The organism is Dactylosporangium sp. CA-152071, assembly GCF_050936335.1.
In the GTDB taxonomy this organism is placed as follows: Bacteria; Actinomycetota; Actinomycetes; order Mycobacteriales; family Micromonosporaceae; genus Dactylosporangium; species Dactylosporangium maewongense.
In genome coordinates this window covers 115,420-138,493 of sequence record NZ_JBNJMZ010000001.1, presented here as the reverse complement: position 1 = coordinate 138,493, position 23,074 = coordinate 115,420, and the positions used below count along the sequence as shown (strand labels likewise).

Genomic DNA, 23,074 nt, shown 5'->3' with positions numbered 1-23,074 from the left:
CGCCTCACCTGGATCATGACGACCCGCCAGCAGCGCCGCCTCCCGGACCTTGTTCGCCCGCACGCCACGACGCGATCTGAGCTTCCACCTGCTCCAGCTCGGGGTCACGCAGACCGACCGTGCCAGTGGTCCAGAACGCCTCGGGATAGACCAGCTGGCCGACCATCCACGGCTGGTACGACGAAAGAAGCGCCACCTGGAACCCCGGGTCCGGGATGCGCGTCGAGGGCCGGTCGAACCCAAGGGCGGAGGCGGAGCTGAAGCCGCGGCGTCCGTAGTAGTGCGGGCTGCCCTCAAGGAAAACGGCTGGCGCGCCACGATCTCCGGCGGTCTCCAGCGCCGCCGCGACCAACGCGGTGCCGACGCCGCGGCCTTGGAAGTCGGGACGTACCGACAGCGGGGAGAGCACCACCACCTCGACCAGCTCGCGTCGAGCGTCCACCCAGCCGCGTGAGAGACCAACGTGCCCGACCAGCTCCTCGTCGACAACAGCGACCAAACTCGCCCGAGCTGCTCCGCTGGTCTGCAGAGCCCGCATCATCTGCACAACGCGCCCGTCCCTGGGCTCGCCGAATGCCGCCGAGACGACCGTCTCGGCAGCCAGCTCTTCGGCCGGCATCACATTTCGGATCTCCATGGCGCGACCTTAGTGTCAGTGGTCGGCCGGCGCACCGCAGTTTCCCGGGCTCCATCTCGCGCCCATCAGCGGGCGTGGCGGTCTGGGTGTACTGCAGAGATCTGTCGCTCTATCGCATTAGACTCGGCCGGATTCATGCTGACGAGTGACCGGGGAGTGCCGATGGCCAAGGCGGCCGAAACGGCGTATGAGGCCGTCCGCGCCGGCATCCTGTCCGGCGAGTTCGCCCGCGGGCAGCGGCTGCGCGAGGAGGAGCTCGCGCTGCGGGCCGGGGTGTCGCGAACGCCCGTCCGTGAGGCGCTGCGCCGGCTGGACGCGGAGGGCCTCGTCGAGTTCACGCCGAACCGGGGCGCGCGGGTGGTCGCCTGGTCCGAGCAGGAGCTCGAGGACAACTACGAGCTCCGCGCGATGCTGGAGAGCTACGGTGCCCGGCTGGCCGCGGAGCGCATCACCGACGATGAGCTCGACACCATCGCGCAGATCGCGGCCCGGATGACCTCGTTGAGCCGCAAGGGCGCGGCCGCCGCCGACGAGCTCACCGTGCTCAACGGCGACTTCCACCGCGCGATCCTGCGGGCCTCCCGGCACACGCAGCTGGACAGCATGGTCCGCGGCATCATGGACACGCCGCTGATCTTCCGCACCTTCCAGCGCTACGACGCGGAGCGCATGCGCACCAGCGTGCGGCAGCACGCCGAGCTCGTCCAGGCGCTCCGGGTCCGCGACGGCGGGTGGGCGGAGGCGGTCATGCGCGCGCACATCCTCGCCGCGCGTTCGACGATCGTGCTGTCACTGCGCGACGAGGAGGACGGCGACTGACGGTCAGGGTTGCGCCCGCCCCTTGAGCCAGTCCGCGAGCGTGTCGGCCACCGTGTCGCGGGCCGGCGCCGGCTCCATGAAGTAGTGGTCGCCGGGCAGCGTCACGAACTCCTTGTCCGCCGTCGCCGCCCCGTCGTAGAGGCCCTGTGCGTCGGCGGGGAAGACGCCGCTGTCGGCGTCCGGCTGCACCACGAGGGTGGGCAGGTCGAGGCGGGCCAGGTGCGGTGCGGCGACGCAGTCGGACTCCGCCAGGCTGAACATGTTGAGCCAGGTGCGCATCGTGCTCACCACGCCGACGCCGAGGACGCCGTAGTTGGCCCGCTTGGGATCGCCGAAGTAGCACAGCGGCGTCGGGCGGTTCGACGGGTCGATGCCCGGGTCGACGTACCGGGGGTCGGCCCACGTGCGGCCCATCGTGAAGATCCGGTCGCGGGCCGGCCTGTCCCGCGCGGCGTCGAGCTGCTCCTTGCACCACGCGGTCAGCCGGTGGTTGCGTTCGATCTGGGCGGCCCGGTAGCGGTCGAGGAACTCCGGCGAGAAGGAACCGCCGTGGCGCGGGTCGTACATGTCGAGGTCGGCGTCGACCGCGTTCGGGTCGTTCTCGTCGATCACCGACGGGTCCATGGTCCGCGTGATCCACTCCGGCCGGCCGGGGTGCGCCGCCAGGAACACCATCAGGTCACCGGGCGGCAGGTGCAGCGCCGGCTCGAACACCTTGGACCGGCCGTACGGCGGGCGGATGTTCGGCTCGCGCGACTGGGAGTGGTACGCCGCCATCAGGGAGCCGCCGCCGGAGTTGCCGAGCAGGACGACCTTCTCGACGCCGCGGTCGCGCAGCAGCTGCACGCCGACCCCGATCTCGGCCAGAGCGTGGTCGAGGGTGAAGAGGTGCTCGGCCCCGCGGAACCGGGTGTTCCAGCCGAGGAAGCCGTAACCGCGCTCCGCCATGCGGGTCGCCATGTAGTGCTCGGAGAAGTCGACGTTGTAGTGCGCGGCGATGAAGGCCGTGCGCGGCGCCCGGCCGGACGGGGTGTAGTAGATGCCCTGGCACGGGTGGCCACCGGCGCCCGCCCGGCCCAGCGCCGGCGACGGAACCCCGATGAACTCTTGGTCGATGCTGGTCACGCGGAGTCCTCCCCGTGTTCGTTGGGCCATGGTGGAAGATCGGTTGACGGGCGCCCGGTCCAGACCGGGCGGCGTTTCTGCAGGAACGCCTCGACCCCCTCGCGGGCGTCGGGGCGGTCGAGGAGCGCCTCCATCACCAGCCGCTCCTTGCGGCCGTGCTCGAACGGGTCGGCATCCACCGCCTCCCAGAGCAGGCGCTTGGTCGCCGCGACCGCGACCGGCGCGGCGTGCTCGACGATGTCGCGGGCAAGGGCCTGCGCGCGCGACAGGACGTGATCGGCCGGCAGCGCCGCGATGGCCAGCCCCCACTCGACCGCCTCGGGGCCGGTGAAGCGGCGGCCGGTGAGCAGCAGCTCCTGCGCCCGCCCCAGGCCCACGTGGCGGACGAGGTTCCAGTGGCCCATCCACTCCGCGGTCACGCCCAGCCGCACGAAGGGAAGCGCGAGCACGGCGTCGTCGGCGACGAACCGCACATCGCACTGCATCGCCAGGGTGAGCCCGGCGCCCACTGCCGCGCCCTGGATGGCGGCGACCACCGGCTTGCGCACCTGGTGCGGCGCGATCCACTCGGCGCCCGGGCCCTCCGGCGCGGCCCCGCCGAAGCCGTCCCCGGTCATCTCCGAGCCGGCCGAGAAGGCCCGCCCGGCGCCGGTCAGCACGACCGCACCGACCTCGTCGGCGGTGTCGCACCACCGGAGCACGGCGCTGAGCTCGTGGTTCATCGTGCGGTCGATCGCGTTGAGCCGCTCGGGCCGGTGCAGGGTCACGGTGGCGACGCCGTCGTCGGTCGCCAGCCGCAGCCGCGTGAGCCGTTCGGGCCGCTGGGCGGCGGACGTGTCGGTCCAGGCGAACGTGGACTCCTCGTACCTCACGCGCTTGTTTCCGCGGGGTACGCGGCCGCGTCCGACTCGTACCCGTGCGGGCCGAAGCGATGGAGCCCGCTGAGCACCTCGCCGGATTCGGTGATGCCGGCGGTCTCGCGGGCGAGCGCCTTCGCCGTCTCCATGTCGAAGTGGTTCGTGACGACCACCTTCTGGGCGTAGAGGCCCCCGCCGGCCTGGATCACGGTCACGTGCTTCCAGCCGCCGTAGGCGTCGGCGGTGAAGTCGCGGATCGTGTGGAACAGGCGCATGCGGTAGCCGGCGTCGACGCCGTCCATCGTGCGCATGTACTTGCGCAGGTCGGCCTCGGTCTCCGGGTTGCTCAGGTCGCGCAGGGACGGCGCGGTCAGCACCGAGCCGCCAGCGATGTCGTGCAGGTTGCGCACCATCGTGCTGAACTGCGCGGCCGCGTGGTACTTCGCGGCGTTGGTGAACAGCTCGTCGGGCGAGGCCCAGCCCTCCGGGGTGAAGGTGGCGTGGGTCATCGCGGCCTCGAACCCGGCCCGGATGAGCGTCGCGTAGATGATCATCTCGGCGATCTTGTCCTTGATGTGCCCGATCTTCAGCAGCCCGTTGGCCTCGGCGACGAGGTGCGCGAGCCCGACGAGGGTGTCCGCGAGGCGCACGTAGCTGCCGACGCTGCCGAGACGCTCCCACAGGCCCAGGGAGTGCACGAAGGTCGCGGAGTGCTCCAGCTCTCCCGCCAGGAAGAGGCGTTCGTTGGGGACGAAGACGTCGTCGAAGACGATGAGTCCCTCGGTCATCACGTGCCGGGAGCTGTAGGGGTAGAAGTCCGGGTCCAGGTCGGGCCGGGGCGCGAACGAGGCGTTGATGACCCGCACCCCGGGGGAGTTGACCGGCACCGCGGCGGCCACGCTCCAGTCCTCCTCGCCGGGCTTCATCCGCTTGGTGGGCATGACCATGAGGTCGTGCGCGACCGCCGCCGAGGAGATGTGCAGCTTCGCGCCGCGGATGACGACCCCGTCGGGTCCCCGGTCGACGATGCGGACGTAGAGGTCGGGGTCGTCCTGCTTGCCCGGGGACAGCGCGCGGTTGCCCTTCGAGTCGGTGATCGCCTGCACGATCCGGATGTCGCGGCGCTTGCTCTCCTCGAAGTAGGCCAGGGCCCGCTCGGCGTACTGGGGCTGCTGCGCGCGCATCCGGCTGGCCGCGGTGAGCACCATGAGCAGGCCGTTGGCCGTGGAGATGGTCGGGAAGTCCCAGTGCAGCTGCCGCTGCTGGGTATCGCGCAGCTCCTCGACGGAGGTGGGGATGAAGAAGTACGGGCCGTGGACGTCGTCGCCGGGCCGGTAGTGCTTGTCGTAGCCGAGCGCCGCGGCCTGGGCGGGCCCTTGCAGCAACGGTTCGGCGGTCACGTCGGGCACCGAGTGGCCGTTGACGAAGATGCGGCGGCCGTCGCGGAGGGATTCCAGGTACTGGTCTCCGGTGAGCATCAGGACGGCTCCTCAAGGTAGTGATCTGGTGAAGTCATGAGATCCGGCCTTCCGCCAGGAGCTCACGCAGCCGGAGTTTGTCGATCTTGCCGGCGGGGTTGCGCGGGAAGTTCGCGACGACGACGATGCGCTGCGGCACCTTGTAGCTGGCCAGCCGGCCGCGGCAGTGCTCCTTCACCTCGGCCGCCGATGGCGTGCCGTGGCCGTCGCGCAGCGCCACGACCGCGGTCACCACCTGCCCCCAGTGCGGGTCCGGCTCGCCGACGACCGCGATCTCGGCCACGGCCGCGTGCCCGCCGAGCACGTCCTCGATCTCGACGGGATAGACGTTCTCGCCGCCCCGGATGATCATTTCGTCGGCCCGGCCGGCCAGGTGCAGGAAGCCCTCCGGGTCCTTCCAGGCCAGGTCGCCGGCGATGAACCACCCGTCGCGGACGGCGCGGGCAGTGAGGTCGGGCCGGTCCAGGTAGCCGCTCATCACCGTGTCGCCCCGGCTGGCGATGACCCCGACCGCACCGTCCGGCACCTCGGCGCCGTCGGGGTCGAGGAGCCGGACGTCGCAGCCGAACGCCGGCCGGCCGATCGTGCCGAGCAGCCACTCGTCGCCGGCGAGGGCCCGCCGGTGGTCCTCGGGCCGCAGGACCAGCTGGCCGCCCGCCTCGGTCCCGGCGCCGAACCCGTTGTGCAGGTCGCAGCCGAAGACGTCGGCCATGCGCCGCACGACCGAGGTCGGCATCGGCGCGCCGCCGTACATGATCGAACGCAGTCCGGAGAAGTCCGCCTCCACGAGCTTCGGATGTTCGAGCAGCTGGATGATCATGCTGGGGACGAGCGTCGCGTGCCGCACGCGCCCGGATCCGAGCCACGACAGCGCCAGATCGGCGTCCCACTGCGGCATGATCACGGAGGCTCCGCCGCGGGCGACGCCGTAGAGCACGTGCCCGAAGCCGGCGGCGTGGAAGAGCGGGGCACCGGAGTAGATCAGGTCGCCCGGCCGGAGGCCGAGCTCGAGGACCCCCGACTGCGTGATCGCCTTGATCATGCGCTGCGACTGCAGCACGCCCTTCGGGGTGCCGGTCGTCCCGCTGGTGAAGGAGATGCTCAGGATGTCGTCGTCCGTGGTGACCGCCGGGAGCTCGCCGCCGTCGGGCCCGCCGGCCAGGAACTCCTCATACCCCGACTCGAACTGGATGGCGTCCCGGAGCCGGCAGCCGTCGACGATCTCCTGGTACCGGGCGCTGTGAAAGATGACCTGGGCGCCGCTGGCGGCCAGCACCGTGCGGATCTCCGCCGGTGACAGCCGGAAGTTGAGCGCCACGTAGGTCGCGCCCAGCTTCATGCAGGCCAGCAGCACCTCGACGTACTCGGGGGAGTCCACGGCGAGCAGCGCCACCCGGTCGCCGCGGCCGATCCCGAGCTGCCGCAGCGCCCGGGCGAGCCGGGTGATCCGCTGCTCGCCCTCGGCGTACGTGCGGGTCCGCCCGTCCGCGGCCACCAGGAATGCGGCCTGCGGGGTGAAGCGAGCCTGCACGGTGACCCAGTCACCGGGCGCCAAACCGGAAAGCTGCACGGGGGTACCTCCTCATTCGCCGACGACGTGCATGCGGACCTCGTCCCCGTCCACCCACCCGTGCTGGCGGGCGTAATCGATCATGCCGTCGAACCGGCCGCGCCACCGCTGATCGCCCGCCCGCGCACCGGCCAGTTCCAGCAGCGTCTGCGTGCTCACCCAGAGGTGGCCGTCCTCGAGGCGGCCCCGGTCGCCGATCGTGGCGTCCCCGAGGATGTGCGCGCTCAGCGACGTGAGGTCGTCGAGGTCCACCAGCGTGACGCCGCCCCCCTCGACCCGCAGGATCATCGGCCGACCTTCCCGGCGTAGAACGAGGCCAGCTGGGTGTCCTCGCCGTGGGCCGCCAGCACGGACGCGGTGAGCAGCCGGGGCTGCTGACCCGTGGAGTCGAGCAGCTGCCGGTTCGACACGGCGCGCCGGTAGTACAGGTGGGCCGGGTGCTCCCACGTGAACCCGATGCCGCCGTGCAGGTGGATCGCCTCGCGGGTGATCTCGGCGCCGATCCGCCCGCAGTACATCCGCGCGACGGCCAGCCCGGCCAGCGACTCCGGCCGCCGGCCGATCGCGTCGTTGTGCCGCACCGAGCGCACGGCGACCGACAGGGCGGAGCGCGCCCGCTCCAGCGAGACCAGCAGGTCGGCGCACTTGTGCTTGACCGCCTGGAACGACCCGATCGGCCGGCCGAACTGGGTGCGCACCTTCACGTAGTCGACCGCCATCTCCAGCGCGCGCTCGGCGGCGCCGACGCACTCGGCCGACATGCCGAGGATCGCGCCCTGGCGGATCGCGGCCACCCCGGCGCGGGCCCGGTCGTCCTCGGCGAGCAGTTCGGCCCGGGCGCCCGTCAGCCGCACCGCGCCCATCCTCCGGGTCAGGTCGAGCGTGGCCAGCGGGACGACCTCGACGCCGGGGTCGCTCGCGTCGACCCAGAAGAACGCGTGGTGGCCATGGTGCTCGGCGAGCACGAGCAGGGCGTCGGCGGCGGTGGCGTCGACCACGCAGGGCAGCTCGCCCTGGATCTCGAAGTCGCCGCCGGTGCCGGCCTTCGCGTGCGGATACTCCAGCGGGAACTTCTCCTCGATCGGCAGCACCGGCACCGCGACGAGATCACCGGCGGCGATCCGGCGGAGCCGGCCGTGGTTCTCCTCGTCGTCGGCGAGGGCCACCAGGGCCGCGGCCACCAGCGAGGTGGTCAGGAAGGGCCCGTCGTCGAGGGCCCGGCCGAGCTCGGTGTGCACGGCGACCTCCTCCGCCAGGCCCATGCCCGCGCCGCCGTACTCCTCGGGAATCCGGACCCCGGGCAGGCCCAGCTCACTCGCCTGCCGGCGCCAGCGATCGCGGTCGAGGCGCCGGGCCTCGGCCGGGTCGAGCGCCCCGCCGCGCAGGGCGGCTCCGGGGTCCCGCTCGAGGTGGGCGCGGACCACCTGCCGCAACTGCTCGATGTCGTCCATGCTCAAGCACTCTTCTCGGGGACCGGGCGCTCCTCGCGCGGAAGACCGAGCACGCGCTCGGCGAGGATGTTGCGTTGGATCTCGTCGCTGCCACCGGCGATCCGGTGGGACGGCGCGCTGAGCAGCAGCTGCGACCATGAATAGGTGCCCCAGGCGCCGGTGTCGGCGACCATCCGGTACCCCAGGAGGCGGGCGGCCACGTCGGAGTAGTACTCCATGTCGGAGGTCGTCATGAGCTTGACCACGGAGCCCGGGGCGGGCCCGCCGGCGTCGCGCAGCCGCGTGGCGGTCTCGTGCAGCACCTGCTCGCGGGCCCAGCACTCGGCCAGCAGGTCCTGGATGGCCGGATCCTCGATGGCGCCGGTGGAGCGGGCCAGGGCGAACAGGCGGATCACCGGCTCGATCATGATGCCGTTGTGGGCCCGGCCGAGCACGGAGCGCTCGCTGCCGACCGTGGTCATCGCGATGTTCCAGCCGCCGTTCACCGATCCGAGCCGCCGGGAGTCCGGCACCCGTACACCGTCGAGGAACACCTCGTTGAAGTGCTCGGAACCGGTCACCTGGCGCAGCGGGCGGACATCGATCCCGGGCGAGTTCATGTCGATGAGAAACACGCTCAGGCCACGGTGCCGGCTCTCCGGCGGTCCGGTGCGCACGAGGAGCTCCCCGAGCTGCGCGACGTGCGCGAAGGACGACCAGACCTTCTGGCCGGTGACGATCCAGTCGTCACCGTCGCGGACCGCGGTGGTGCGCAGGCTGGCGAGGTCGGAGCCGGCCTCCGGCTCGGAGAAGAGCTGGCAGCAGATCAGGTCGCCGCGCCAGATCCCCGGCAGGAAGGCCCGCTGCTGCTCCTCGGTGCCGTGCGCCAGGATGGTCGGCGCCACGATGCCGTGGCTCACCATGTAGGTCGACGTGGACGGCACCTGGTATTCCGCGGCGATGCCGGCGACCAGCTCGACGTAGTCGTGGGAGAGCCCGCGCCCGCCGAACCGGACGGGACCGTCGAGCCAGGCGAGCTTCGCGTCGAACAGTTCCCGCTGCCACTGCTGGGCCCGGGCGACCTCGGCCGCCTCGTCGTCCGGCTGGGTGAGCCCGACGCCGACCACGTCGTCGTCCCCGACGCCGTGCAGCATGCCGCGCCGCTCGCGCCGCGGCGCCCGGGCCGCGAAGAACGCGTGCGCTTCGGCCGCAACGGACTCGTGCGTCGCTGGCGTGGTCATCGGCTCCTCCTGCGGGCTGCGCTCTGGTGCGTTGACCGGGCCGGCGTTCACACGCGGGCCCCGTCGTCGGACTCGTCCGCTTCGCGACCGAGGTAGGCGGAGATGACCCGGGGATCCCGGGCGACGTCCTGGGGCGTTCCCCGGGCGAGCACGGCGCCGGCCTCGAGCACGGTGACCCGGTCACACGTGCTGAGCACCAGGTCGACGTTGTGCTCGACGAGCAGGATGCTCATGTCCCAGTCCCGGGCGAGGGTCCGGATGAGCGTGCCGAGCTCCCGGGCCTCCTCGTCGCTGAGCCCGGCCGCCGGCTCGTCCAGGAGCAGCACGCGCGGGTCGGCCGCCACCGCCCGGGCGATCGCGACGAGCCGCCGCTTGCCGAACGCGAGCTCGCCGGGCTTGCGGTCGAGGTCGTCCTCGAGCCGGAACTCCCGGATGGCCGCGAGGGCGGGCGGCGTCAGCTGGATGCGCCCCGGCACGACGAGGTCGCTGACGTAGCGGCGGGCACTGTCGTCATCACACGCGACCGCGAGGTTCTCCCGGACGGACAGGTCGGCGAAGAGCTCCAGGGACTGGAAGGACCGGGCGACCCCGGCCCGGGCCCGGCGCCGCGCGCTCCACGGCGCGATCGAACTGTCGTCGAGCCTGATCGTGCCGCGGGTGGGTCGCACGAACCCGGTGAGCGCGTCGATGACCGTCGTCTTGCCGGCCCCGTTCGGGCCGATCAGGCCGTGGACCTCGCCCGGGACGAGGTCCAGCGACACGTCGTCGACGGCCACGACGCCGCCGAACTGCACCCGCAGGTCGGACACGTGCAGCGACCGCGACGGACGGCGGTCGTGCGCCGGCGTGACAGGCTGCTCCCGCTCGGCCCGGGGGCGGGACGGGAAGGAAGGCACCCGCAGGAGCCGGCCGATGCGACGCACGAGGTGGGCGTTCATCTCGTACAGGCCGTTGCGGCCGCTGCGCAGGACGTAGAGCAGGAACAGCCCGCTGACCAGCGGAAGGTAACGCTCCAGGTTGTCGACGCCGTGCAGGACCTGCGTGCCGACGCCGCCGGGCAGCAGCGTGGACGCGAGCAGCGCACCGCCGATGGTGCCGATGCCGCCGACGACCGAGACGCCGATGACGGTGATCGAGGTGAGCACGTCGAACTGAGCCGGGAGGACCGTGGCGCCCTGGAAGGCCAGCAGGACACCGGCGAGCGCGGCGAGCGCCGACGCGAGCGCGAAGGCGTAGAGCTTGCCGACGAACACGTTGACGCCGAGGGCGGCCGCCGCCCGTTCGTTGGACCGGACCGCGAGCAGGCGCCGGCCGACCCGGCCGCGCCGCAGGTTGGCCACGGCCAGGGCGCTGAGGGTCAGCGCCGCGAGCGCCACGAGCCCGTAGTTGTAGGGATGCCTGATCGCCCCGAAGTCCCAACCGAGGATCGACGGCTCGCCGATCGGGATACCGGTGTCGCCGCCGGCGAACTTGAAGTCGCTGAGCACCAGACTGAACAGCACGATGCCCATGCCGAGCGTCGCGATGGCGAGGTTGATGCCCCGGGTCCGCAGCGCCGGCAGCGCGACCAGCACGCCGACGAGCGCCGCGGCCACCATCGCGCCGATCAGCGCCGGCAGGAAGCTCCAGCCCGCGCGGGAGACGAACGTCGCCGCGGCGAAGGCCCCCGACCCGGCGAGCACGTACTGGGCCAGCGACAACTGCCCGGCGTACCCGGTGACGACGGTGACCGACAGGGTGAGGATCGCGAACGCCATCGTGACCGTCAGCGCCTGCGCCCACACCGGCGAGACCACGAAGGCGATGAGGAAGGCGAACACGCCGACGACGAGGACCGCCGGCACGACCCGGATGCGGCCGTCGCCGACACTGGGCAGGCGCTCCAGCACGTGACTGCGCAGGGGCAGCGAGCTTCCCCGCAGCACCAGGTAGGCCACGATCACGATGAAGGGCACACTGTCGCCCCAGCCCGTCACCGTGACATAGCGGGTCGTCAGCGACTGCACGACACCGATCGCCAGCGCGCCGGCGAAGGCGATCGGAAACGAGACGAACCGGGCCAGCAGCGCGGCCGCGAGGGCCGGCACGATCAGCAGGGTGAGCTGCGTGGGCTGCAGGTAGGTGATCGGGCCGATCAGGGCGCCGGCCAGCGCCGCGATGCCGGCCGCGAGCGCCCAGTTGGCAGTCGCGATCCGGTCCGGTGAGTGGCCCAGGCTCGCGACGGCCCGCTGGTTCTCGGCCATGGCGCTGGCCACCCGGCCGAACGACGTCCAGCGGAAGACGGCGTACAGCGCCGCCGTCAGTGCCGCCCCGATCAGCAGGATGATGAGCCGGTCGACGCCGAGCGTCGCGCCGGGGAGCGGCTCGACGGCGGTGGTGGGCAGGAACGAGGGCACGCTGATGGGGCCCACCCCGTACCGCAGCACGGCGGCGGCCTGGAGGGTGAGCAGCACGCCCAGGGTCGCGATCACCCGTTCGATCGGTGACGAGGTGCGCATCGGCCGAAGGATCAGCAACTGCACGGCGACGCCGAGCAGGACGCCGACCGCGGTCGCGGCGACGACGGACGGGATCGCCGGCCACCCGGCCGCCACACGGATCTCGTAGTACGCGTAGCCGCCGACCATCACGAACGAGCCCTGCGCGAAGTTCACGATCCCGGAGCCCCGGTAGATCAGCACCAGCCCCTGGCCGAGGAGGCTGTAGATCGCGCCGATGCCCAGGCCGAGCAGGAGGAACTGGACGATTTCCACGGTTAATCCGTTCCGGTTGCGGTGGCGTTACCGAGGTAGAGGGACTCCACGGCCGCGATGCCGTCGGCGGCGTTCCCGGTCGCCGCGACGGCACCGCGCCGCAGGAGATACCAGCGGTCGGCGACCGCCATGGCCCGGCGGGCCTGCTGCTCGACCAGCAGCACGGCCACCCCGTCCCGGTCGGCCGCCTGCCGCAGCGCGGCGAACAGGCGGTCGACCACGAGCGGTGCGAGGCCGAGGGACAGCTCGTCGAGCAGCAGCGCGACCGGGTTCGCGGCGAGGGCCCTGGCCAGCGACAGCATCTGCTGCTCGCCGCCGGACAGCAGCCCGGCCCGGGTCGCGAGGAGCGGCTGGAGCTCGGGGAAGAGCTCCGTGGCCCGTTCGATGCGTCCCGACCCGAGCAGCAGGTTGTCGCGCACGGACATGCTCATCAGCACCGAGCGCTCCTCGGGCACGAAGCTCATGCCCATGCGGGCGCGCACGTGGAGCGGGGCGGTCGTGGCCGTCCCGCGCCACAGCACCTCACCCCCGATCGGCGGCAGTTCGCCGGCCGCGGTGAGGATCGTCGTCGACTTGCCCGTCCCGTTGGCCCCGAGGAGCGCGACGATCTCGCCGCGCATCACCTTGAGGTCGACGTCGCGCACCACAGCCAGGTCGTCGTACCCCGCGCTCAGTCCGCGCAGCTCGAGGACGGGGGCGTCCTCGGACACCACAGCCGCCACTGCCGCCGATGCGTTCATTTACTTGGCGCCCAGCGGGTCGATCGCGTCGCCGTCCTGCTTGAGCGTTCCGCCCACGGCCTCGGACACGTACACCTTGAAGGTGGGCACCCGCGGGTAGGTCTGGACGACCGGCGGGTTGGGGATGCCGGCGTAGTCAGGCACGGTGCCCAGCACGATGGGCTTGTCGAGCTTGTCCAGCAGGCCGGTGATCGCGGCGGCGGAGACGTTGCCGCCCAGCCGCTTCACGATCTCGACGAGGAACGTGATCGAGGTCCAGGTGCCCAGGGAGCCGTTGTCGGTCACGGCCTCCGGGTGGTACTTGGACATGTCGGCCAGGAACTGCTGCACCTGCGGGATCGAGGTGTTGGTCACGGGCACCGCGGACGACGTGATGAACACCTTGTCGGCGAGGTCACCGAGCGCCTTCTGGTCGGCGGGCTTGAAGATGTTCGCCAGGGTCGCGATGTTGCCCTTGAACCCGGCCTGGCGGACGGCCCGGATGATCCGCGGCGCGTCGGTCGCGGTGGAGGCGACGGCGATGGCGTCGGGCGTCTTGGCCAGCGCCGAGGAGGCGACGGCGCTGAAGTCGGGCGCGCCGAGCGGGGCCAGGATCCGGTACGACTGGGCGCCGCCGGCCTTCGCCCCGTTGGCGATGTCGTCGGCGGCGGCGTAGGCGGCGGCCGCGTCGGCGACGATGACCGCGATGTTCTTGCCGCCCTTGTTGGCCAGCAGCCGGCCCAGGCCGACCTGCATCGACTGGGTGCCGCCGGTGATCGGGTACGACACCTTGCTCGTGCCCTCGGTGGGGCCGCCCGATCCGGCGCCGGCCAGCCACGGGATACCGGCGGCCTCGAGCACGGGCAGTTCCGCGGGGGCCTGCGAGCTGGCCGCGCCGACCACGGCGACGACGCCGTCACTCACGGCCTGACGGGCGCAGGCCGCACCGGTGTTGGCGTTGTACGCGTCGTTGCAGTACGTCACCTCGATCTTCCGGCCGTCGATGCCGCCGGCGGCGTTGATGGACTGCACGTGCGCATCGAGACCGGCCTTGGCGTCCTTGAGCGAGAGGTTCGGGCTCTCGAAGGTCCCGATCTGCATGATCTTGATCGGGCCGCTGCTGCTGGCGGTGGTGCTCGGGGTGTCCGCGCCGCGGCAGGCGGCGAGGCCGGCCACGAGCGCGAGGGTGGCTAACGGGACGAGGACATGACGGGGTGTGAGGAAGGGCATGTCGGTCCTTTCGGAAATATCCGAGCTGTCTCCGGCTTGGAGGGGGTGTCCAGCTCGGGGTCAGGTCAGCGCAGGCTCTGGATGTTCACGCCGGCCGGCAGTTCGCGGCCGGAGTCGGAGTAGGCCTTGGAGATCGCGGCCTGGGCCAGTGGCTTGTAGGACGGTCGCTTCTCGGTGACGACACGGGCGGACCGCTGCGCGGCCGTGAGCGTGCCCTGGAAGTGCGGCATGACGAAGCGGGCGAAGAGTTCGAGGCTGGTCAGCGACTTCTCCCGGCTGGCCCAGTCGTGCGTCATGATCATGAATCCGCCGAAGCCGCCGGTCTGATCGAGCATCCGCTCGATCGCCGCGATGGCGTCCGCGGGCGTGCCGATGATGGAGCTGTCGTCGGCGATCTCGTCGGCGAGGGTGTAGTCGTTCTCCAGGCCCAGCACCGGCTTGAAGTAGTTCTCCCGCTCCTCGGCCCGTCCCTTCTCGACGTCGCGGATCGCCTGCTCGCGGTCCTCGGCGAGGTGGACCCGCACGACCATCCGCCACTCGTCCCGGCTGATGGTCGTGCCGGCGTCGGCGGCCGCCTGCTCGGCGATCTCCCACTGGGCCTTCATGTCCTTCTTCCCGCCGATGAAGCCGGCGCTCAGCGACAGGACACCGACGCCGTGCTTGCCGGCGGTGGTCACGCCCGAGGGCGAGGTCGTGCTGGCGACGGCGATCTGGACGCCGTCCGGACTGAGCGGCAGCCAGGCCAGCTGGGCCTCGCGCAGCTCGAACCATTCGGTGGACGCGGTGACGGTCTCGCCGTCGAGGAGCCGGATGATCACGTCCAGCGCCTCGTTCATCCGGGAGCGCTGGGTCACCGGCGCGATGCCCATCATGTCGGCGTCGGAGATGAGCGCACCCGGGCCGACGCCGAGCATCGCGCGGCCGTAGCTCAGGTGGTCCAGCAGGACGACGCGGTCGGCGACCAGCAGTGGGTGGTGGTACGGGAGGCTGACCACGCCCGTGCCGAGCCGGATCCGCGAGGTGCGGACGGCCGCCGCCGACAGTGCCATGAACGGGTCGGCGATGCGCTCGACGCCGGTGGAGTGGTGCTCGCCGACCCATGCCTCGTCGTATCCGAGCCGGTCGGCGAGCTCGATGAGCGCCAGGTCGTGGCGCAGGCTGAGCGTCGGACTGTCGTTGTTCGCGTGGAACGGGGCGATGAACACACCGAAAGTCATGGGCGCCGGACGAGCCATGGGGATCCCCCTCATAAGCGGGTGTCGATCGAGAGCGGAGAAGGTGGAGCCGGGCGCGTGTGACGCCGGTCTCAAGCAAGTGATTGCTGAATCTACTCAGAAACTCGCCGAGCGCAAGAGACTGCCGGAAACCGGTTCGGCTCGGTTCGGCGGCGTGCGGTTCAGTGGAAATGCCCGAATCTTGTCTCGTTGGGCGGTACCTCGGGGCTTGGAAGCGTTCCTGAATCTATTCAGATTCAGGGTGGCGTACGCCACAGAGATGGCGCTATGGTTTTCCGGCGTTCACCAGAGAGCGCCGGCGAGGAAGAGGGGGCGGCATGCCGGAACTGTCCGACGAGCCCGACGCGGCGCGCACCAGGCGCCTGGAGCGAGTCGCCGCCAACCTGCGGGGAGCGGTCCGGCGCCAGGACGGGCGGGAGACGCCGGTCGGCCCGCGCGCCATGCGCACCCGCAAGAAGCTGCTCGAGGTCGCCGAGCAGCTCTTCGCCCGCGACGGCTACGCGAACCTGTCCCTCAACGACATCGCCCAGCAGTCCGGGGTGAGCCTGGGGACCGTCTACCAGTACTTCGCCGACCGCGACGACATCGTGGCGACGCTCGCCGGCGAGAGCGCCCTGCGCATGCTGAACCGCGGCGCCGACTTCTGGGACGCGGCCACCGGCCGCCTCGGCCTGCGCCGGGCGATCAGCGCGATCGTGACGACGCAGTGGGAGAACCGCGACTTCTTCAGCCTCTGGGAGACCGCCAGCCACAGCGATGCCCGGCTGGCCGAGCTGCGCCGGGAATGGGTCGGCGACTTCCGCCGCTCCTTCGCCCGGTCCCTGGCCCGCGGGATGAAGAGCGGGCACGTCCGATCGGGCCTCGACCCGGAGGAGACGGCGCGCGCCCTGAGCCTCATGGTGAGCGCGTACTGCTACGACGCCTTCGTCGCCGACCCGCCCGACCCGCCCCTGGATCCCGAGGGCGTGATCGACCACCTGACGACCCTGTGGGCGGACGCGATCGGCCTGCGCGAGGACCGCGAACTGCGGCCCGCGGACGCGTGAGACCGACGGAGAGGACGACGATGTCGCTCAGCACCGCACACCGGACGGCCGGCTCGGCCGACGACCCCGCCTGGTTCCGCCACGTCCTCGGGCAGTACCCCACCGGCGTCTGCGTGATCACCGCCCAGCCGGAGGACGGCCCGCCGATCGGCATGGTCGTCGGCTCCTTCTCCTCGGTGTCGCTGAACCCTCCGCTGGTCGGGTTCTATCCGAGCGTCACCTCGGAGACCTGGCCGCACCTGCAGCGGGCCGGCAACTGGTGCGTCAACATCCTCGCCGCCCACCAGACCGACGTGTGCCGCCGGATCGCGACCGCTCCGCTCGCCGAGCGGTTCGACGGTGTCCCCTGGCGGCCGGCCCCGTCCGGCGCCCCGATCATCGACGGCGCGGTGGCCTGGATCGACTGCGTCCCGGTCGCGGTGCACGACGCCGGTGACCACAAGATCGCGCTTGCCGAGGTGCGGCACCTCGACACCGCGAGCACCGAGCTGCCCCTGCTGTTCTTCCGCAGCGGCTACGGCAGTTTCGCGCCGCTCACCCTGACCGCCTACGACCCGGAGATGCGTCTCACCCGCCCGCTGCGCCACTTCGAGCTCATCCGTTCAATCGCGCAGGAGCTGCCCGACCACGGCCTGCGGTGTCTGGTGACCGCACCCGTCAGCGACAGCGTCGTCGTGGTCGGCCAGCTCGACCCGCCGTCCGCGACGCCCTCGGCGCAGCCCACCACGCTGGTCGGCCAGCGGCTGCCCTTCCGGCCGCACGGCCCCTCGATCTTCGAGGCGTGGGCGCCCGAGCGGGAGCAGGAGGCGTGGGTGGCCCGGTTCGCTCCGGACTCGCAGGAGGCCGAGATCCGGGCCCTGGCCCGCATCCGGGAGCGCGGGTTCTCCATCGGCCTCGGCAGCGAGGGGCACCGGCGCTTCGCCGCGGCCCTGGAGCGGCTCGCCGCCGAACCCGGCGCCGTGGGCAACGAGGAGCTCGACGCCCTGGTGGCCTCCCTCGACTACGAGCCCCCGGAGCTGTCCGACGAGGTCCTGGCGCAGGCGCGCGTGATCTCCGCGCCGGTCTTCGACAACGAGGGAAACCCGGTGCTGGCGCTCACCGTCTTCGGCTTCAAGGCCCGGCCGGATGTCGTCCGGGCCGCGATCGCCGCCGTCGCCGCGTGTGCCGGAAGGGCGACGAGTTCGCTCGGGTCGTGATGTCCGGCCCGCCGTGGGGTTCACGGCGGGCCGGTTCGCCGGCGACAGGGTCAGGCGGTGGTGCCGGTGACGGTGCTGCCGGACTTCGTCACGTAGTACGTGACCTTGGTGCCGCTCCAGAAGTGGAACGTCAGGGTGACCCTGGCATTGTCGTTGACCTCGGCGAAGAAGGCCGGGCGGAGCGTGATCGTGTTCGCGGTGGCGTCCGGGGCGAACGTCACGTCGAACTCCTTGAACGGGGTCCAGTTCTGCGGTCCGGCGTTGCTGCCGTCGGCGTACTTCGCCTCCATCGTGGCGAGCTGGTCGCCGCGGAACTGGGCCGGCAGCGAGAACGCCGCCGTGGTGCCGGTCGCGCCGGCGAGCACCGGCGGGTCGAACGTGATGATGTTGATCCGCCACGGTACGCCGGCGGAGAAGCGCGCCTGGAGGGTCGTGTTCACGCCGTACGAACGCGAACCGACGAGTCTGGTCAGCGCGGCCGCGGTCAGGGTGAGCTGGTTGCCGGAGACGGTGTAGTCGGTGCCGCGGACCAGGTCGGTGCCGCCCTGGCGCAGGCTCTGGAACGTGGTGCCGTTGAGGTTGAGCGTCAGGGTCTGCGCCGCGACCGAGCCGGCCTTCGGCACGTAGACGAAGTCCGCGGAGGCGGTGCCGGAGCGGGTGGTCCAGCTCGACCTGATCTGCCCGAACAGCTCCGGGTCGCTCCAGGCGAACGAGGTCCGGCCGAAGTGCTGGCCGTTGTCCCACAGCATGGTGGTGAGCTTCTTCGTGCGGGCGTAGTGGCCGAGGTACTCGAAGAACTTGAGCTTCTCGCCCTGCTCGATGGTGCCGGTGTGCCGGTCGAAGCCGAGCAGCCCGTACTCGCCGATGATCACCGGGATGCCGCGGGCGACGAACGCGTTGGCCACCCGGTCGAACTGCCCGACCAGGTCCTGCTCGACGGCCGAGTCGAACCTGGTGCCGCCGGCGACGTTGACGCTGAACGGCCAGTAGCCGTAGAAGTGCACGGTCGCGATGAGGTTCCGGTCGTTCAGCTGGTTGAACGTGGTCGTGAGCTCGTCGATGCGGGCCTGGTCGGCCGACGTGTGCAGGGTCGGCAGGACGAGCAGGCGGGTCGCGTTGGTGCCGCCCGAGGCGCGGACGATGCGGTGGAACTCCTTGTTCAGCGCGGCCAGCAGTTCGGCGTTCTGGGCGTCGCCGGAGGAGCCGGTGAACTGCGGCTCGTTGACGCTCTCGAAGACCAGCTTCGGCGACGAGCCGCGGAACGCCGCCGCGAGCTGTGTCCACAGGGCGTTGTACTTGTTCTGGATGTTCGTCCGGTCGCCCGGCATCGTGTTGATCCACTGCCACGAGTCGTGGTGCACGTTGATCATGACGTAGAAGCCGTCGGCGAGCGCCCAGTCGACGACCTCCTTGACCCGGGCGAGCCAGGCCGCGTCGACGGTGTAGCTCGGCGCGCCGCCCATGTGCTGGCCCCAGGTGACCGGGATGCGGACGCTGTTGAAGCCCTGGGCGCGGATGTTGTCGAGCAGGGCGGCGGTGACCCGCGGGTTGCCCCATGAGGTCTCGTCGGCGCCGGTCGCGTCCAGGCTGTTGCCGAGGTTCCAGCCCGGCTGCATGGCGGCGACCGCGGCCATGGCGTCGCCCGGCTGCGGCGGCGTGCTCGGGCTCGGGCTCGTGCTCGTGCTCGGTGAAGGGCTGGTGCTGGCGCTGCTGCTCGGTGAGGCCGACGTGACGCTGCCGGTGCAGGCGGTCCCGTTGAGCGTGAACGACGACGGCACCGGGTTGCTGCCGGTCCACGACCCGTTGAAGCCGAACGACGCGGTGCCGTTCGTCGCGATGGCGCCATTGTACCCGGCGTCACGGGCGGTGACCTGGGCGCCGGACGCGGTCACGGTCGCGTTCCAGGCCTGGGTGACGGTCTGCCCGGCGTCGAACGCCCACCGCAGCGTCCACCCGTTGATCGGCTCGCCGAGGTTCTTCACCGCCACGTCGCCGGTGAACCCGCCGGGCCACTGGCTGGCGACCCGGTAGGTCACCTGGCACCCCGCCGCCGCGTAGGCGCTGGTCGTCACGGCCGCGACGAGGCCCGCCAGCATCGCGACGACCGCACCGATCGCCAACGCCAGCCGGGCCCGGAGTGTGTGCCTTGCGCCGAGCGAACCGGCCATGACGCCTCCAAGTGGTTTCGAAACCCGCCCAGTCCGGACGGCGGGCCGGACGGTAGGGAGGCGTACGAACAGCTGTCAATGCGTCGAAACCCCGCGAACGGCATGGCCGCGCTCCGGGCGTGAACGTTTCACGCACCGGCGCCGTCATCCGGCCCGCGGGGCGAAACGTCGATGAACTTTGTCCGCCGGGTTGCTACCGGCGCGTAGCGTTTTGGGCGTAGGTTGAGCGAAGCGACACGGACGCCGTATTGACCACCTCATGCATCGGAGCAGACGTGGGAACCGTCTCCGTCATCGAAGGCCACGACGCAGTCCACACCATCCAGGTCCGCGGGCGGGTGGAGGCCGAGACCTCCGTCTCGCTGCGGCAGGCGCTCGTCACCACCATGCTGCACCGCCAGGCGGCCGCGGTCCTCGTCGACCTCGGCGGCGTCACCGAGATGGATCCGATGGCGGTCGGCGCGCTGAGCGCGGCGCACGACGTCGCCCGCGACCTGCGCCTCGCGTTCACCGTACGGGTGGCGCAATCGCCGATCGCCGGGCAGCTCGCGACCGTGGACCTGCCCTTGTCACCCTGATCCGCGTCCCGGCTGGTACACCGCAGCGACGGTGACCGGCCACATCGCCGACCGCAAGTATCCACATCCGTCGAATAGCTTCCGTCAAGGTCAACCAACCCTGACGGAGGCAACGATGAGGTTCTGGCGGTTCACGGCGGCGGCGCTGGTCGCCGGCGCGGCGGCGATCACGCCGGTCACCGTGGCGGACGCGGCGGTCAGCGACGCCGAGCTCGCCTACCGCTGGGCGCCGGTCCACTACCAGGACACCGCGTCGTCGTTCCGCGCCGACTACCTGGCGCCCGTCGACTACGACGGCGACTGGAACACCCTCAACAACTGGAACAACCTCGACGCCTACGCCCAGAACCTCAGCGGCACCGCCTACTACTCGGTGGTCGAGACGGGCACGCACTGGTTCATCTCGTGTACGCCTTCTACCACCCACGGGACTGGAAGACGTTCCTGCCGCACGAGAACGACATGGAAGGCCTGCTCCTCACGGTCCGCAAGGACGGCGGCACCGGCGCCTTCGCCGGCGACGACGTCCAGCGCAACGCCGCGCACGCCCCGTGGGCCTGGGACGACAAGACCGACGGCAGCGACCTGCAGGCCGGCGTGATCGCCACCGACCCGGCGTACCTGGTGTCGCAGTACTTCAGCGGCCTGGGCACCTTCAGCCTGACCTACGTGCGCAACGCGTACCGCGCCTGATCCCGAGCCCCGGCGCCGGTAGCGTCGTGGGCATGGTGACCCTGGCCCGGCTGACCGAGGTGGACCCCGCCGACCTGATCGACCTCATGAACGACCCCCGGGTCCGCCGGCACATGCCGCTCGCCGTCGGCAGGTTCGGCCCGGAGGACTGCACCGCCTGGGTGGCCGCCAAGGAGGCCATGTGGCGCGACCACGGCTACGGTCCGTGGGCGTTGCTGGTCGACGGTGCGTTCGCCGGGTGGGGCGGCCTGCAGCCCGAGGACGGCGAGGCCGACCTGGCCCTCGTGCTGCGCCCGGCGTACTGGGGCCACGGGCGGGCGATCGCCGAGCGCATCCTGGCCGAGGCGTTCGGCCCGCTCGGCCTGCACGACGTGACCGTCCTGCTGCCACCCAGCCGGGGCACCGCCGCCGCCGTACGACGGTTCGGATTCCGGCCCGATGGAGAGGTCGAGCTCGCCGGTCAGATGTTCCTGCGCTTCCGGCTCATCAGGGAACCTCGCCAGCGCTGCCCAGATGGAGTGGCAGGACAGTAGCGGTCGTCACGGCCAGGTCGCGGTTGAGAAGCTGTTCCCGCGGGACGAACACCATCGCGCGTCCTTCGCCGACCACCACGTCCCGCTGCGTGGCGTCGGTCGTGCCGTGGAAGACGTGGACGGTGACCGTGTGCGGGAAGCCCGCCTCGTACGGACGCGGGCCGCTCCACAACAGACGCAGCTCTCCCACCGCCAGGCCGGCCTCCTCGAGCAACTCCCGGCGCGCCGCCTGTTCTGGCGTCTCGCCCTGCTCGACATGGCCGCCCGGCAAGCTCCACTGATTCGGAGAGACCGAGGTCCGATCGTCGCGATGCTGCATGAGTACCGCCCCGGAGGCGTCGACGAGAAGCACCAACGCGACTTCATAGGTGGCCATGCTGAGATCATGCCAAGCCGCGTCCGCCGTCGTGATCGCGCACTTGCCGGCTGAGCAGCAGATAGCGCTCGTCGGTGATGGTTTTGCCCCAGAGGACGTCATCGTCGAGCAGCCGCAGCTCGGCGTTCCGGCCATGACGTCGAAGGAGCGCGCTCGCCTCCGCCGCTGACAGTCCGGCACCTGTCGTCCACCGGCCTTCGATGAGCACGAGCCTTCCCGACGGCCGGAGGAGCCTGATCCATCGGGCGAGCGTCGCGTCGCGCTCCTGAACCGCCCACAGGACGTGCCGGACCAGCACGACGTCGAACGATCCGGGCGCGAGCGGTGGCCGCGACACGTCGCCACGGATCAGCGGCACCGCAACGCCATGGTCCGCCGCCTTGCGTCGCGCCACGGCGAGCATCTTGGCGGACGCATCCAGGCCGCAGACGCGGTGCCCGGCCTCGGCCAGCAGGGTCGTCAGGCTGCCCGTTCCGCAGCCGAGATCGACGATCGATGCGGGAGCCGGGGGAAGGACGCCTGCCAGGAGCTCGGCCCATCCGCGGCGGACGAACGGATCCCGAAGTCCATGGTCGGGCTCCTCATCGAAGGTCGCGGCGTGTGCATCCCAGATCGCGCTTCCGTCGTCAGCCACGTACGGACTGTGCCATAAGCGATTCCGGCGTCTGGGTCCCGTCGGTCAGCCTCGCGCTTCAGCCTGGGACGTCAGGACCCCTGCGGGCTACCTATGCTGTCGCCATGATCGAACGTCTGACCCACCGTTGGCGGCAGGAAACAGCGGAGCAGGAGGCAGCGATCGCCGCAGGGACGTTGTCGCCGGACGATGCGTACGCGCTGGCGTTCTTCCCGCCGGCGTTCGTCGCGGCCGTCGACGCGGCCCTGGAGGCGTACGAGCAGGAGATCGCGAGGCTGGATCCACCGACGGACGAGGCGGTGTGGGCCGCGGTCGAACGGGTCGTGGTCGCCCTCAACGACATCGACGTGGAGTTCGGTCAGCACATCGAGACCATGACCCGCGAGGAGCTGTGCGCCTACATCGAGGAGGTCCTCGCCGACGCCGGCATCGATGTCGATGCGCTACTGGAACGACGCGGCGTCGACGAGGTAGCCGGTGAGTGGCGCGACTGGTGACCAGCACCAGCCGCTGGAGGCGCCGATCGCCAGCCCGAACGCATCGTCGTCCTGGTACGTGGTGACGACCACGGCGGATGGTGCCGTGGACCGTCATACGCTTGCGGGGTGCGGCTGCTGAAGCAGCGCGCGGCCCACGTCAAGCGTCTCGCCGAGGCTTGTGACGGCAGACGCGACCCTTGCTGAACGTACGCATGGCCGTCGATCGTGCGCAAAGCTCAAGGACGCCGATCACGCAGCACGACTCCAAGTGGACCGG

22 protein-coding genes are annotated in these 23,074 nt (G+C 71.3%); 7 read left to right on the top strand and 15 right to left on the bottom strand.

Features of this window, described 5'->3' with window-relative positions; genetic code table 11:
- Positions 1 to 13 precede the first annotated feature (13 nt).
- On the bottom strand, positions 14 to 637 hold the full coding sequence (locus ACQEVZ_RS00490) for a GNAT family N-acetyltransferase (protein WP_433359669.1): 624 nt from the start codon (positions 635 to 637) through the stop codon (positions 14 to 16).
- A gap of 162 nt (positions 638 to 799) precedes the next feature.
- Here ACQEVZ_RS00490 and ACQEVZ_RS00485 point away from each other — a divergent pair, with 162 nt between their 5' ends.
- Positions 800 to 1,456 (top strand): GntR family transcriptional regulator, encoded by a 657-nt coding sequence (locus tag ACQEVZ_RS00485; RefSeq protein ID WP_354903025.1) that lies wholly within the window; start codon positions 800 to 802, stop codon positions 1,454 to 1,456.
- A 3-nt stretch (positions 1,457 to 1,459) separates the two neighbouring features.
- On the opposite strand, the gene ACQEVZ_RS00480 is transcribed toward ACQEVZ_RS00485, so the two are convergent.
- The 11 genes from ACQEVZ_RS00480 to ACQEVZ_RS00430 all read right to left on the bottom strand — a co-directional run bounded on the left by ACQEVZ_RS00480 (position 1,460) and on the right by ACQEVZ_RS00430 (position 15,076).
- Positions 1,460 to 2,581: a hypothetical protein gene (locus ACQEVZ_RS00480; RefSeq protein ID WP_433359665.1), complete on the bottom strand. Its 1,122-nt coding sequence runs from the start codon at positions 2,579 to 2,581 to the stop codon at positions 1,460 to 1,462.
- On the bottom strand, positions 2,578 to 3,453 hold the full coding sequence (locus tag ACQEVZ_RS00475; protein WP_433359662.1) for an enoyl-CoA hydratase/isomerase family protein: 876 nt from the start codon (positions 3,451 to 3,453) through the stop codon (positions 2,578 to 2,580). The genes ACQEVZ_RS00480 and ACQEVZ_RS00475 overlap by 4 nt, the downstream gene beginning before the upstream one ends.
- Positions 3,450 to 4,916: a 4-hydroxyphenylacetate 3-hydroxylase N-terminal domain-containing protein gene (locus tag ACQEVZ_RS00470; protein ID WP_433359659.1), complete on the bottom strand. Its 1,467-nt coding sequence runs from the start codon at positions 4,914 to 4,916 to the stop codon at positions 3,450 to 3,452. Before ACQEVZ_RS00470 ends, ACQEVZ_RS00475 begins: the two co-directional genes overlap by 4 nt.
- A gap of 34 nt (positions 4,917 to 4,950) precedes the next feature.
- Entirely contained in the window at positions 4,951 to 6,486 is a 1,536-nt protein-coding gene (locus tag ACQEVZ_RS00465) for a class I adenylate-forming enzyme family protein (protein ID WP_433359656.1), read from the bottom strand.
- 12 nt (positions 6,487 to 6,498) lie between these two features.
- On the bottom strand, positions 6,499 to 6,774 hold the full coding sequence (locus ACQEVZ_RS00460) for a hypothetical protein (RefSeq protein WP_433359653.1): 276 nt from the start codon (positions 6,772 to 6,774) through the stop codon (positions 6,499 to 6,501).
- On the bottom strand, positions 6,771 to 7,937 hold the full coding sequence (locus ACQEVZ_RS00455) for an acyl-CoA dehydrogenase family protein (RefSeq protein WP_344513143.1): 1,167 nt from the start codon (positions 7,935 to 7,937) through the stop codon (positions 6,771 to 6,773). Before ACQEVZ_RS00455 ends, ACQEVZ_RS00460 begins: the two co-directional genes overlap by 4 nt.
- 2 nt (positions 7,938 to 7,939) lie before the next feature.
- The gene (locus ACQEVZ_RS00450; protein WP_433359650.1) at positions 7,940 to 9,157 is read right to left on the bottom strand and encodes an acyl-CoA dehydrogenase family protein; all 1,218 of its coding nucleotides are present in this window, start codon (positions 9,155 to 9,157) and stop codon (positions 7,940 to 7,942) included.
- A gap of 47 nt (positions 9,158 to 9,204) precedes the next feature.
- Entirely contained in the window at positions 9,205 to 11,910 is a 2,706-nt protein-coding gene (locus ACQEVZ_RS00445) for an ABC transporter permease subunit (protein ID WP_433359647.1), read from the bottom strand.
- Between the two features lie 2 nt (positions 11,911 to 11,912).
- Positions 11,913 to 12,620, bottom strand: a complete 708-nt coding sequence (locus tag ACQEVZ_RS00440; RefSeq protein WP_433359644.1) for an ABC transporter ATP-binding protein — start codon at positions 12,618 to 12,620, stop codon at positions 11,913 to 11,915.
- Between the two features lie 30 nt (positions 12,621 to 12,650).
- On the bottom strand, positions 12,651 to 13,859 hold the full coding sequence (locus ACQEVZ_RS00435; RefSeq protein ID WP_433359641.1) for an ABC transporter substrate-binding protein: 1,209 nt from the start codon (positions 13,857 to 13,859) through the stop codon (positions 12,651 to 12,653).
- A 65-nt stretch (positions 13,860 to 13,924) separates the two neighbouring features.
- Positions 13,925 to 15,076 (bottom strand): LLM class flavin-dependent oxidoreductase, encoded by a 1,152-nt coding sequence (locus ACQEVZ_RS00430; protein ID WP_433359638.1) that lies wholly within the window; start codon positions 15,074 to 15,076, stop codon positions 13,925 to 13,927.
- Between the two features lie 335 nt (positions 15,077 to 15,411).
- On the opposite strand from ACQEVZ_RS00430, the gene ACQEVZ_RS00425 reads away from it, so the two are divergent.
- Together ACQEVZ_RS00425 and ACQEVZ_RS00420 are read left to right on the top strand one after the other, a co-directional pair.
- A complete protein-coding gene (locus ACQEVZ_RS00425) occupies positions 15,412 to 16,140 on the top strand; it encodes a TetR/AcrR family transcriptional regulator (protein WP_344513018.1) in 729 nt (242 codons plus the stop codon).
- A 20-nt stretch (positions 16,141 to 16,160) separates the two neighbouring features.
- On the top strand, positions 16,161 to 17,336 hold the full coding sequence (locus ACQEVZ_RS00420) for a flavin reductase (protein ID WP_433359635.1): 1,176 nt from the start codon (positions 16,161 to 16,163) through the stop codon (positions 17,334 to 17,336).
- A gap of 50 nt (positions 17,337 to 17,386) precedes the next feature.
- Here the strand turns inward: ACQEVZ_RS00420 and ACQEVZ_RS00415 are convergent, their stop codons facing one another.
- On the bottom strand, positions 17,387 to 19,504 hold the full coding sequence (locus ACQEVZ_RS00415) for a cellulase family glycosylhydrolase (RefSeq protein WP_433359632.1): 2,118 nt from the start codon (positions 19,502 to 19,504) through the stop codon (positions 17,387 to 17,389).
- A gap of 275 nt (positions 19,505 to 19,779) precedes the next feature.
- Between ACQEVZ_RS00415 and ACQEVZ_RS00410 the strand changes: the two genes are divergently transcribed.
- The 3 genes from ACQEVZ_RS00410 (at position 19,780) to ACQEVZ_RS00400 (ending at position 21,308) form a co-directional block, all read left to right on the top strand.
- Positions 19,780 to 20,082 (top strand): STAS domain-containing protein, encoded by a 303-nt coding sequence (locus tag ACQEVZ_RS00410; protein ID WP_433359629.1) that lies wholly within the window; start codon positions 19,780 to 19,782, stop codon positions 20,080 to 20,082.
- A 405-nt stretch (positions 20,083 to 20,487) separates the two neighbouring features.
- Positions 20,488 to 20,775, top strand: a complete 288-nt coding sequence (locus ACQEVZ_RS00405) for a hypothetical protein (RefSeq protein WP_433359626.1) — start codon at positions 20,488 to 20,490, stop codon at positions 20,773 to 20,775.
- Between the two features lie 32 nt (positions 20,776 to 20,807).
- On the top strand, positions 20,808 to 21,308 hold the full coding sequence (locus ACQEVZ_RS00400; RefSeq protein ID WP_433359623.1) for a GNAT family N-acetyltransferase: 501 nt from the start codon (positions 20,808 to 20,810) through the stop codon (positions 21,306 to 21,308).
- Here the strand turns inward: ACQEVZ_RS00400 and ACQEVZ_RS00395 are convergent.
- Complete coding sequence (locus ACQEVZ_RS00395; protein ID WP_433359620.1) at positions 21,262 to 21,684, bottom strand: NUDIX hydrolase; 423 nt, start codon at positions 21,682 to 21,684, stop codon at positions 21,262 to 21,264. The genes ACQEVZ_RS00400 and ACQEVZ_RS00395 overlap by 47 nt on opposite strands.
- A gap of 7 nt (positions 21,685 to 21,691) precedes the next feature.
- The gene (locus ACQEVZ_RS00390) at positions 21,692 to 22,318 is read right to left on the bottom strand and encodes a class I SAM-dependent methyltransferase (RefSeq protein ID WP_433359617.1); all 627 of its coding nucleotides are present in this window, start codon (positions 22,316 to 22,318) and stop codon (positions 21,692 to 21,694) included.
- A 104-nt stretch (positions 22,319 to 22,422) separates the two neighbouring features.
- On the opposite strand from ACQEVZ_RS00390, the gene ACQEVZ_RS00385 reads away from it, so the two are divergent.
- Positions 22,423 to 22,815, top strand: a complete 393-nt coding sequence (locus tag ACQEVZ_RS00385) for a DUF5713 family protein (RefSeq protein ID WP_433359614.1) — start codon at positions 22,423 to 22,425, stop codon at positions 22,813 to 22,815.
- The last annotated feature ends 259 nt before the right edge of the window (positions 22,816 to 23,074 follow it).